Consider the following 11,916-nt stretch of genomic DNA (forward strand, 5'->3'; position numbering starts at 1 on the left):
CGTACAACACTTTACTTGGATCTTTCTTTTCACTGCAAAAAAATAATGTGCAAGTGAAAAAAGACCACTGTTTATTCAGTGGCCTACGCAGATAATACTTTTCTTCCTTTTTGACGGCGACGAGCTAGAACTTTACGTCCGTTCTTTGTACTCATACGCGCACGGAAACCGTGTACTTTCTTACGCTTACGATTATTTGGTTGGAATGTAGGTTTCATTTATTTACACCTCCTCGAGGATTTCAAGTACAACTAAATAATTGCATAATGCTTTTAGACAGTCTTTGTAATTATAAGAACATCTGCACTTTCTGTCAAGTTTCATTATGAAATTGATTGAGTTAAATACTCATAGGATATTGATTTCCGCTCCAGCTGCTCACTTTCCGCGGGGCGTGCGGCAATCCTGCTGGAGTCTCGCACCTTGCTCTCCAATCAATTTGCAAAAGTTGTTCCTCTCCAAAGATCTACTTCTAACACTTTCGTTTTCTTCCTCTTCATTTATTTCTTAAAACTACTTTCTTCAAATCAGTTCACATTCTCCCTATTCCGATTCTTCCATCTCCCAGCCAAAAATTACATTTGAATGACCTGATTAAAAGTTATCAACAATTCACTTTCAAGAATTGCAGATACATGTCTGTTTATTGTCTTGTGGATAAAATTTCGACAGCATTTTTCATATCCACATCCTTTATCGACAAATTACACACAAAATCTAGTGCTGTGGACAACCTCTCTCCACAACGTGTTGCGAATGTGGATAACCACAAAAAACTCGTTGCAACTACAGTATCCTTTTGATATGATTAGTGTGTTTTAACCCGTTCAAAACTTCCTCGAATAGATCTCTTATCCACACGCTGTGGATAAAAATGTGGACACTCATGCACGTCTGTGTATAAGCTTGTCCACAAATTTGTGTATACAGAAAATAACTCCAGTTTCTACTATATTAATAGTTATTCACATTTTCTGTGAATGTATAGAGATGAAGTTGATGGTTTGTACGTCAGCCGTGTACATAACCTTTATTTAAATTACGACAAAAAACGTAAAGGAGGGTGATGATGGAAAATATCACTGATTTATGGAACAAAGCTTTGGGTGAAATCGAAAAGAAATTGAGTAAACCAAGCTTTGAAACCTGGTTGAAATCAACGTCCGCTCATTCGCTTCAAAACGATACATTAGTGATTACAGCTCCTAACGAATTCGCACGTGATTGGCTTGAATCCCGCTATTCCAATTTGATATCAGAAACATTGGATAGCATCACTGGGACGAAGTTAGCTGTAAAATTCATCATTCCGCAAAATCAGACACAGGATGAGATTGACCTGGATCAAGCCTCTAAGAAGAGAGCAAAAGTCGAAGCGGAACAATCGGATGAAAATTTGACGCAAAGCATGTTGAATCCTAAATATACATTCGATACGTTCGTAATCGGTTCTGGTAACCGGTTTGCGCATGCTGCATCCCTAGCGGTAGCTGAAGCACCGGCTAAAGCCTATAACCCATTATTCATTTACGGGGGCGTTGGACTCGGTAAGACTCACTTGATGCATGCCATTGGTCATTACGTCATCGATCATAAACCGAGTGCGAAAGTTGTCTATCTATCATCAGAAAAGTTCACGAATGAGTTCATTAACTCGATCCGTGATAATAAAACAGTCGATTTTCGTAACAAATTCAGAAATGTCGATGTTTTGCTAATTGATGATATTCAATTTTTAGCTGGAAAAGAACAAACTCAAGAAGAATTTTTCCATACATTTAATGCCTTGCATGAAGAAAGCAAGCAGATTGTCATCTCAAGTGACAGGCCGCCAAAGGAAATTCCGACACTTGAGGACCGGTTACGGTCTCGATTTGAATGGGGTCTCATTACGGATATCACTCCACCGGACCTTGAGACACGTATCGCCATTTTACGCAAGAAAGCGAAAGCCGAAGGTCTCGATATTCCGAATGAAGTGATGCTATACATCGCCAATCAGATTGATACGAACATCCGTGAATTAGAAGGTGCGTTGATTCGTGTCGTAGCTTATTCTTCACTCATCAATCAAGATATGAATGCGGATCTGGCAGCGGAAGCATTGAAGGACATCATCCCGTCATCTAAACCACGGACATTGACGATCCATGATATACAAGAGATGGTTGGAGAAAAGTTCAATGTACGTCTTGAAGACTTCAAAGCGAAGAAAAGAACGAAAACTGTCGCATTTCCTAGACAAATTGCGATGTACCTATCCAGAGAAATGACTGACTTCTCCTTACCGAAAATTGGAGAAGAGTTCGGCGGACGTGATCATACGACGGTCATTCATGCCCACGAAAAGATTTCTAAATTAATAGGGTCTGATCAACAATTACAAAACAAAATCAAAGAAATTCGGGATGCACTGAAAAGTTAATGCTGTGAACAACTGTGAATAATTCATCTGAAAATCCTATGTTTTATGCACAACCTGTCCACATGTGGATAACCGCTAACAAAACGTTCTGTTGGACTTATCCACAAAATCACAGCCCCTACTATTATTACTGCTAATTTTTATTTATTAATAAAGAATAATATGTCTCCGAAATTAGATTCGATTGATAGACAAAAAAGGTTGCCCTTAGTGATTCAGGGATTACCTTTCTGAGGAGGAAATAAATAAATGAAATTCGTAATGAACCGAGATCAGCTTGTCGACAGTGTGCAAGATGTAATGAAAGCTGTCTCAACACGAACAACGATTCCGATTCTCACGGGAATTAAGATTGAAGCACATGAAGATGGTGTAACGTTGACAGGAAGCGATTCCGATATTTCAATCGAACGTTTTGTACCAGCTGAAGAAGATGGTTATGAGCATGTAACGGTTGAGAAGCCTGGAAGCATCGTTCTTCAAGCTCGCTTTTTCTCAGAAATCGTAAAAAAGTTACCTGATTCAAAGATTGAAATTGAAGTATCTGAACGATTTGCGACACGAATTCGCTCTGGTTCGTCTGAATTCAATTTGAATGGACTCGATCCTCAGGAATATCCTAGATTGCCAGAAGTTCAGGAAAATAACCGATTCAGCATTCAGGCAGATCTTTTGAAAACGTTGATTCGTCAAACCGTATTCGCAGTGTCCACCTCAGAAACACGCCCCATCTTGACAGGTGTAAACTGGCATATTGAAGATGGTGAATTGAAGTGTGTTGCAACGGACAGTCACAGACTTGCATCGAGATCAGCTGCAGTGGAAACGACTTCGGAAGAAATCGACTTCTCCAATGTAGTGATCCCGGGTAAGAGTTTGACAGAGCTCTCGAAAATTCTGGATGATAATAGCGACTTGATCGATATCGTTCTAACCGAAAGTCAGGTGTTGTTCAAAGCGAAAAACATTTTGTTCTTCTCAAGACTCCTGGACGGGAATTATCCGGATACATCTAAACTCATCCCGAACGAAAGTAAGACGGAAATGATCGTTTCCACGAAGGAATTCTTGCAGGCAATCGACCGCGCTTCCTTGTTGGCGAAAGAGGGCAGAAACAATGTCGTCAAACTTTCTACACTAGAGAACAATGAAGTCGAAATTTCATCTAATTCTCCGGAAATCGGGAAAGTTTTTGAACAAGTTGTCACGGAATCTCTTGAAGGTGATGAATTAAAGATTTCATTCAGTGCAAAATATATGATGGATGCTCTGAAAGCAATGGATTGTTCAGAGGTGCAAATCCAGTTTACCGGAGCAATGAGACCGTTCGTCTTGACTCCGATCGAAGAACAATCGATCAAACAATTGATCCTTCCAGTAAGAACTTATTAATTCATATGTGAAAAGCTACTAGTGACATTGATGGACGTCCTAGTAGCTTTTTTACAGGTTGAGATTTTTTGTATAGGATTGGTGATTCCAAGTAACAACAATCCCCAAATTTCAATCATAAATGTCAGGAGGAAATCTAAATGGAAATCCATATCACGACCGAATACATTACATTGCAACAACTACTTAAACAAGCGGATGTGATTCAATCCGGTGGAATGGTAAAATGGTATTTAGCAGAACATGAAGTGTTGGTGAACGACGAACCAGAACAGCGTCGAGGAAGAAAGCTGTATGAAGGTGATACGGTGACTATACCGGGGACAGGCTCCTTTGTCGTAACACGTTGAATGGGGGATTCCCTTTGCATTTGAAGGAATTACTACTGAAAAACTATCGAAACTATGAAACCGAAGAACTCAGCTTCCAGGATAATGTGAATGTTTTCATAGGCGAGAACGCCCAGGGGAAAACGAATGTTATGGAAGCCATCTATGTTTTAGGGTTTGCAAAATCCCATCGGACACCGCGTGATAAAGAATTGATACGTTGGGACTGTGAATATGGTAAAATAGAAGGTAGGGTCCAAAAACGGAACGGACCGTTATCATTACAAATCGTTATCAGCCAAAAAGGCAAAAAGGCCAAATATAATCATATCGAACAAAGACGGTTGACCGATTATATCGGAGCGTTGAATATCGTCATGTTTGCACCTGAGGATCTGAATCTTGTCAAAGGAAGCCCTCAGGTGCGACGTCGTTTTATCGATATGGAAATCGGCCAGATCAGTCCTGTCTATTTACATCATCTCAGTCAATATCAGAAGGTTTTACAGCAACGGAACCATTTGCTCCGCGATCTCCAGAGAAGGAGGAAGCAAGAGCAAGAAATCATGCTCGATATTCTTACGGAACAATTGATTGAGCACGCCGTGAAAATCTTTCACAAGCGACATGAATTCCTCCAATTGCTGCAAGAATGGGCAGAACCGATCCATTCTGGTATCACTCGGAATCATGAAACGCTCGAGATTCAATACAAATCTTCTATACAGGTATCAGATTCGCTTGATATGACGAAAATAATAGAAGAATATCAATTGAAATTTGATAAAATAAAAGAAAAAGAGATGGAACGAGGCACGACCCTAGCAGGTCCGCATCGTGACGATCTCGCACTTTACGTGAACGGTAAGGATGTTCAGACCTACGGTTCGCAAGGTCAGCAAAGGACGACAGCTCTTTCTTTGAAACTAGCTGAAATCGAACTGATCAAATCGGAAGTTGGTGAATATCCACTATTGTTATTGGATGATGTATTATCGGAGCTTGATGACAGCCGCCAGTCCCACTTGTTGAATACAATTCAAGGGAAGGTTCAAACCTTCGTCACTACGACGAGTGTGGATGGTATTGAACACGAAACGCTGAAAAACGCGAGCCTGTTCAATGTGGAGAACGGAACAGCAGCGTTAATAAAGTGAGGTGAGCAATCCTTGTTTATCCATCTAGGTGAAAATGTTGTCGTGCAAACACGGGATGTCGTTGCCATATTCGACTATGAGATTGCGAAAGAATCTGAGGAGACGATGGCGTTCTTGAAGCACCATAAAGAGAACCAGAATCTCGAAACGATCAGTGATGAATTGATCAAATCGATCGTTCTCACTACAGAAGGAATATACTTGTCGCCTCTATCCTCTATTACTTTAAAGCGAAGAGCGAAAATCAATAACAATTTCGAAAAGCTGTTAAACAGCTAGGATCGGAATTTGATATATGGGATCTAAGGATGTTCGAAAAAAGAAGCAGGTGAATAATATGAGTATTGATCAAGAAACACAAAAGCAATCATACGATGAGAGTCAGATACAGGTACTCGAAGGATTAGAAGCTGTACGAAAACGACCGGGAATGTATATCGGCTCAACGAGTAAGCGAGGCTTACACCATCTTGTATGGGAAATCGTCGATAACAGTATTGATGAAGCATTAGCGGGATACTGTGATGAAATTCGTGTCACAGTGGAAAAAGACAACAGTATCACAGTCACGGATAATGGACGTGGGATCCCAGTCGGAACACATGAAAAAATGGGTAGACCTGCCGTAGAGGTTATCATGACTGTCTTGCATGCCGGCGGTAAGTTCGGCGGTGGAGGATATAAGGTTTCTGGAGGACTGCACGGTGTTGGTGCATCTGTCGTTAACGCCCTTTCTTCTGAACTTGAAGTGAAAGTCCACCGTGATGGAAAGATCCATTACCAGAAATTCAACCGCGGTATTCCTGCTGCAGACCTTAAAGTCATCGGTGAGACGGACATTACTGGAACAGTGACGCACTTCGTTCCAGATACTGAAATTTTCACTGAAACACAAGAGTATGATTTTGAAATCCTTGCACACCGTTTGCGTGAGCTTGCGTTCTTGAACCGTGGTCTGAAGATCATTGCTGAGGACAAGCGTGGCGAACATGCAGAACATGTTTATCATTATGAGGGCGGAATCAAGTCATACGTTGAACATATCAACCGTACAAAAGAGTCGCTTCATGAACCGATTTTCGTAGAAGGTGTACGCGATGAGATTTCTGTTGAAATCGCTGTTCAATATAATGACAGCTTCGCGAGTAACCTTTATTCCTTTGCGAACAACATCAATACCCACGAAGGTGGTACACACGAGTACGGATTCAAAACATCATTGACGCGTGTCATTAATGATTATGCGAAGAAAAACAACTTGTTGAAAGAAGAAGGGAACCTTTCTGGTGATGATGTCCGTGAAGGTTTAACAGCCATCATCTCCATCAAGCATCCGGATCCTCAATTCGAAGGACAAACGAAAACAAAATTAGGAAATGCAGAAGCACGTACGGCAACAGAATCCGTCTTCGGAGAAAAGTTTTCCCAGTTCTTATATGAAAACCCGACTGTCGCAAAACAAATCGTTGAAAAAGGAAGCATGGCACTTCGCGCACGTCTGGCAGCGAAGAAAGCCCGTGAGTTGACGAGACGTAAGAGTGCGTTAGAAGTCTCTTCTCTACCTGGTAAGCTTGCTGATTGCTCTTCCAAAGACGCTTCGATTTCTGAACTGTACATCGTAGAGGGTGACTCTGCAGGTGGTTCTGCCAAGCAAGGCCGTGATCGTCATTTCCAAGCGATCCTTCCGTTGCGTGGTAAGATCATCAACGTTGAAAAAGCTCGTTTGGATAAGATTTTATCCAACAATGAAATCCGTGCAATCATCACGGCACTTGGCACTGGTATCGGTGAAGAGTTCGATCTTTCAAAAGCCCGTTATCACAAGATCATCATCATGACGGATGCTGATACGGACGGTGCACATATTCGTACGTTGTTGTTGACGTTCCTCTATCGTTATATGAGACCGTTGATTGAACAAGGATATATCTATATCGCACAACCACCGTTGTATAAAATCCAACAAGGTAAAAAAGTGATGTATGCCTACAACGATAAAGAGAAAGATCGAATCATGAATGAAATTTCCAAATCACCTAAGCCATCCTTGCAGCGTTATAAGGGTCTTGGTGAGATGAACCCGAACCAGCTGTGGGAAACAACTATGAACCCGGAAGAACGGACAACCTTGCAAGTCGAGCTTCAAGATGCAATTGAAGCGGATGAGATCTTTGAAATTCTCATGGGTGATAAAGTAGAACCACGACGTGATTTCATTCAAGAAAACGCCCAATATGTGAAAAACCTTGATGTATAGATTTGTAAGACAATGAAGTGTAATTGGAGGTAATCGGGAATGGCCGATATCGAACAATCTCGAAAGAAAGAAATAAACATTAGCGAGGAAATCAGAACCTCGTTTATGGATTACGCAATGAGCGTTATCGTCAGCCGTGCCCTGCCAGATGTCAGGGACGGACTGAAACCCGTTCATCGACGGATCCTATATGCGATGAATGACCTCGGCATGACAGCAGACAAAGCCTACAAAAAGTCTGCGCGTATCGTCGGAGAAGTCATCGGTAAGTACCATCCTCACGGTGATTCAGCTGTATACGATGCAATGGTCCGTATGGCGCAAGACTTCAACTATCGCAACATGTTGATCGATGGACACGGAAACTTCGGTTCTGTCGATGGAGATGCAGCGGCTGCGATGCGTTATACAGAAGCACGTATGTCTAAAATCGCTATGGAAATGGTACGTGACATCCAGAAAGATACGATTGATTACAAAGAGAACTATGACGGCAGTGAACATGAACCGGTCGTACTGCCTGCACGGTTCCCGAACTTGCTTGTGAACGGTGCAGCTGGGATTGCAGTCGGGATGGCAACGAACATTCCTCCGCATCAGCTTGGTGAAGTCATTGATGGGATTCTAGCGTTAAGTAAAGACCCTGACTTAGATATTGCCGATTTGATGGAATACATTCCTGGTCCGGATTTCCCTACAGGAGGAGAAATCCTGGGACGTGAAGGAATCCGTCGTGCTTATACAACAGGTCGCGGTTCGATCATGACTCGTGCAAAAGCCCATATCGATGAGAAGGATAATGGACGAAAAGCCATCATCGTGACGGAAATCCCTTACCAGGTCAACAAAGCGAAGCTGATTGAAAAAATCGCTGAGTTGGTCCGTGATAAGCGGATCGAGGGCATTTCAGACCTTCGTGATGAATCCGACCGTAACGGTATGCGAATTGTCATCGAAGTTCGAAAAGATGCAAATGCAAACGTCCTATTAAATAATTTATACAAACAAACAGCTCTTCAAACGAGCTTCGGAATCAATCTTCTTGCCCTCGTAGATGGTCAACCAAAAGTGTTGAACCTGAAGGAATGTCTTCATTACTACCTGAAGCACCAACAAGAAGTGATCCGTCGTCGTACAATCTTCGAACTGAAGAAAGCAGAAGCACGTGCTCATATACTTGAAGGTTTACGAATCGCACTTGACCACATTGACGAAATCATCGCATTGATCCGTGGTTCACGTACAACCGATATCGCACGGGACGGCTTGATGGAGAAGTTCTCCCTATCCTATGAACAAGCCCAAGCGATTCTCGACATGCGTCTACAACGTTTGACTGGTTTAGAGCGTGACAAGATCGAAGAAGAATATAACGAGCTTGTAAAATTGATTGCAGAACTGAAAGCCATCTTAGCGGATGAAGAGAAGGTCCTCGAGATCATCCGTACTGAATTGATGGAAATCAAAGAGAAATTCAACGATGTCCGTCGAACAGAGATCACAATCGGTGAAAATGCCATTGAAGACGAAGACTTGATTCCTCGTCAGCAAATCGCCATCACCGTCACCCATAACGGATATGTTAAACGACTTCCAATGTCGACCTATCGTGCACAAAAACGTGGTGGTCGAGGTGTCCAAGGTATGGGGACAAACGATGACGATTTCGTCGAACATCTACTTTCGACGAATACGCATAACACGATTCTGTTCTTTACGAACCTTGGAAAGGTTTATCGTTTGAAAGGGTATCAGATTCCTGAGCTTGGACGAACGGCAAAAGGAATACCGATCATCAACCTATTGCAGATTGAAAAAGGCGAATCCATTTCAGCGATTATCCCAGTCGAGGAATTCGTTGACGATTGGTTCTTGTTCTTCACTACAAAAGACGGAATTTGTAAACGATCCCCTCTATCTGCATTCGCGAACATTCGCCAGAGCGGACTAATTGCAGTGAACCTACGTGATGAGGATGAACTGATTGGTGTCAGACTGACTGACGGTAATAAGGACATCATCATCGGTACGAACAGCGGTATGGCTGTCCGGTTCCCTGAAACAGATGTCCGATCGATGGGAAGAACTGCAACAGGCGTGAAAGGAATTTCCTTACGCGAAGGTGATTTCGTTATAGGAATGGAACTTCTTTCTTCCGAGGAAGAACGGGATATCCTCATCGTTACGGAAAAAGGATTCGGTAAACGAACGCCAATGGAAGAGTATCGTGTTCAAAGCCGAGGCGGTATCGGTCTAAGAACATGTAACATTACAGATAAAAACGGTAAGGTCATCGCGTTGAAGACTGTGTTGGAAGATCAAGAAATCATGATCATCACGACAACAGGAATCGTCATTCGTATGGCGGTATCGGATATTTCACAATACGGACGTAACACGCAAGGTGTCCGTTTGATCCGATTGAACGAAGGTGTCGACGTTGCGACAATTGCAGTCGTTGATCCGGTAGATGAAGAAGAACTTCTAGACGGAGAAACAGACGAAGAAAACAACGAAAATTCTTCAGAAGACGTTCAAGAAGAAACGGAAGCGTCCGATACTAACAATGAAGAAGAATCACCGGATGAAGACCAAACAGACGAATAAGAAATAGTTGGAACGGAGGAAATGATTTTTTCCTCCGTTTCTTATAACTTATTTTAATTCCTTACATAACATCAGCCGATTCATTTTCTTACATAATTTAAATACCAACGCATAAAAGGGGCGGTTAGGTTGAAAGTTCATGTCCAAAATTTAAAAACAGGTGACATGCTCAATCAGGACGTTTTTTCACTATCGAGTCGACCGATTGTCGGACAAGGTACAGAATTGACGCGAGAACACATAGAAGTGCTTAAAGCTTTCAATATTAGAGAAGTAGATGTAAAACCATCTCAGGTGACAACAGACCCGAAACAAGAGCAGACAGACACAACTACAACGGTAGATACCCCCACACTATACGACGACTTCTATCCAAAATATATGAAAGCAGTATCCCAGTACAAAAAAATATTCTCCAATTGGCAAGCTGGAAGCCCAGTCGACCTCTTTCAGGTCCGCCAAGAGATTGTACCTCTCATTGAACTCGCGATCACTAAACCGAAAACGATTCTATCCTTGCATCATTTCTCAAGTGAGAAGGATTACGTTTATCATCATGCAATCTCAGTCGCACTCATTTCCTCATTCCTGGCAAAGAAACTATCTTATTCAAAAGGAGACATCATCCAAATCGGTCTAGCCGGAGCATTGATTGATTGTGGCATGTCGAAAGTACAACCACGCATACTGACAAAAAAAGAAACATTGAAAAAAGAAGAATTTGAAGAAATCAAACAACATCCGATCTTAGGTTACAAGATGCTCAAAGGGACACCAGGCATTAAAGAAGATGTTCTTCTGTCCATTCTTCAGCACCATGAACGTGAAGATGGAAGTGGATATCCACTTGGCACGAAAGGAAACAACTTAAGACCGTTCAGCAGAGTCGTAGCAATTGCAGATGTATTTCATGCCATGACCTCTGAAAGATTTTATCGGATGAAGCAATCCCCTTTTAAAGTATTAGAACAGATGTTGATGGATCAATTCGGGAAATTCGATCCGAAAATATTGAATGTTTTGGTGAGTGAACTCTCTAACTTCTCTGTAGGTACGAAAGTAGAACTTTCAAATACACAAATAGGTGAGATCGTCTTCATGGATCCGCAATCCCATACACGACCAATGGTGAAGATTGAGAGCGGAGACATCATCGCCTTGAAGCAACGTAACGATTTATACATAGAAAATATCCTGTCTTAATACTGAAAGGGAAATTCCCTTTCTTTTTTTTGCTTTTAGGGGTTGATACGTCTCATTAATCGTGCTATATTATTATTTGTCGCTTTTGAGAGGCATTTTCGAAAGAGGCACTCAACAAAGAAAAACAAATTACAAAAAGTTGTTGACGAGCACTTAGCGAAATGTTATATTGTTTAAGTCGCTTCAAACAGCGGTACTTCGATTAAAAGCGTCACGTCCTGTGACAACATCGAAGTCAGCCCATCCATGGGCAAGTCAGCTCTTTGAAAACTGAACAAAAGCCAAGCGTGAAACGGGTCTTTTTATAAGAACCCTGAATCAATTTCGATTTACATTTAATGAGCAATCAAACACTTTATTGGAGAGTTTGATCCTGGCTCAGGACGAACGCTGGCGGCGTGCCTAATACATGCAAGTCGAGCGGATCAATGGGGAGCTTGCTCCCCTGAGATCAGCGGCGGACGGGTGAGTAACACGTGGGCAACCTGCCTGTAAGACTGGGATAACTCCGGGAAACCGGGGCTAATACCGGATAATACTGACCAC

9 protein-coding genes and 1 rRNA gene are annotated in these 11,916 nt (G+C 42.1%); 9 read left to right on the plus strand and 1 reads right to left on the minus strand.

Going from position 1 to position 11,916, the window contains the following annotated elements; all coding sequences use genetic code 11:
- Positions 1-83 precede the first annotated feature (83 nt).
- Positions 84-218: a 50S ribosomal protein L34 gene (gene rpmH / locus ACSVDE_RS16270; protein ID WP_221567513.1), complete on the minus strand. Its 135-nt coding sequence runs from the start codon at positions 216-218 to the stop codon at positions 84-86.
- Between the two features lie 851 nt (positions 219-1,069).
- Here rpmH and dnaA point away from each other — a divergent pair.
- The 9 genes from dnaA to ACSVDE_RS16315 all read left to right on the plus strand — a co-directional run.
- On the plus strand, positions 1,070-2,425 hold the full coding sequence (dnaA, locus tag ACSVDE_RS16275; RefSeq protein ID WP_439301895.1) for a chromosomal replication initiator protein DnaA: 1,356 nt from the start codon (positions 1,070-1,072) through the stop codon (positions 2,423-2,425).
- 249 nt (positions 2,426-2,674) lie between these two features.
- Positions 2,675-3,817 carry a DNA polymerase III subunit beta gene (gene dnaN, locus ACSVDE_RS16280; RefSeq protein ID WP_439301896.1) on the plus strand — a complete coding sequence of 381 codons (1,143 nt, stop codon included), beginning with the start codon at positions 2,675-2,677 and terminating at the stop codon, positions 3,815-3,817.
- A gap of 140 nt (positions 3,818-3,957) precedes the next feature.
- Positions 3,958-4,167 carry a S4 domain-containing protein YaaA gene (yaaA, locus tag ACSVDE_RS16285; RefSeq protein ID WP_226552561.1) on the plus strand — a complete coding sequence of 70 codons (210 nt, stop codon included), beginning with the start codon at positions 3,958-3,960 and terminating at the stop codon, positions 4,165-4,167.
- Between the two features lie 14 nt (positions 4,168-4,181).
- Complete coding sequence (gene recF / locus ACSVDE_RS16290) at positions 4,182-5,303, plus strand: DNA replication/repair protein RecF (protein ID WP_439301897.1); 1,122 nt, start codon at positions 4,182-4,184, stop codon at positions 5,301-5,303.
- A 12-nt stretch (positions 5,304-5,315) separates the two neighbouring features.
- Positions 5,316-5,582: an extracellular matrix regulator RemB gene (gene remB / locus ACSVDE_RS16295; protein WP_439301898.1), complete on the plus strand. Its 267-nt coding sequence runs from the start codon at positions 5,316-5,318 to the stop codon at positions 5,580-5,582.
- Between the two features lie 58 nt (positions 5,583-5,640).
- Entirely contained in the window at positions 5,641-7,560 is a 1,920-nt protein-coding gene (gene gyrB, locus ACSVDE_RS16300; protein WP_439301899.1) for a DNA topoisomerase (ATP-hydrolyzing) subunit B, read from the plus strand.
- Positions 7,561-7,599: 39 nt separating this feature from the next.
- On the plus strand, positions 7,600-10,167 hold the full coding sequence (gene gyrA / locus ACSVDE_RS16305) for a DNA gyrase subunit A (protein WP_439301900.1): 2,568 nt from the start codon (positions 7,600-7,602) through the stop codon (positions 10,165-10,167).
- A gap of 129 nt (positions 10,168-10,296) precedes the next feature.
- Positions 10,297-11,370, plus strand: a complete 1,074-nt coding sequence (locus tag ACSVDE_RS16310) for an HD-GYP domain-containing protein (protein ID WP_439301901.1) — start codon at positions 10,297-10,299, stop codon at positions 11,368-11,370.
- 355 nt (positions 11,371-11,725) lie between these two features.
- Positions 11,726-11,916: ribosomal RNA gene (locus ACSVDE_RS16315) — 16S ribosomal RNA — on the plus strand; the annotation flags it as partial.

This window comes from Pseudalkalibacillus sp. Hm43 (assembly GCF_051842935.1).
In the GTDB taxonomy this organism is placed as follows: domain Bacteria; phylum Bacillota; class Bacilli; order Bacillales; family Fictibacillaceae; genus Pseudalkalibacillus.

What these genes read in the sequence shown, in the direction of transcription:
- rpmH (WP_221567513.1), bottom strand. Translation starts at nt 218, where the DNA reads ATGAAACCTACATTCCAACCAAATAATCGTAAGCGTAAGAAAGTACAC.
- dnaA (WP_439301895.1), top strand. Translation starts at nt 1,070, where the DNA reads ATGGAAAATATCACTGATTTATGGAACAAAGCTTTGGGTGAAATCGAA.
- dnaN (WP_439301896.1), top strand. Translation starts at nt 2,675, where the DNA reads ATGAAATTCGTAATGAACCGAGATCAGCTTGTCGACAGTGTGCAAGAT.
- yaaA (WP_226552561.1), top strand. Translation starts at nt 3,958, where the DNA reads ATGGAAATCCATATCACGACCGAATACATTACATTGCAACAACTACTT.
- gyrB (WP_439301899.1), top strand. Translation starts at nt 5,641, where the DNA reads ATGAGTATTGATCAAGAAACACAAAAGCAATCATACGATGAGAGTCAG.
- gyrA (WP_439301900.1), top strand. Translation starts at nt 7,600, where the DNA reads ATGGCCGATATCGAACAATCTCGAAAGAAAGAAATAAACATTAGCGAG.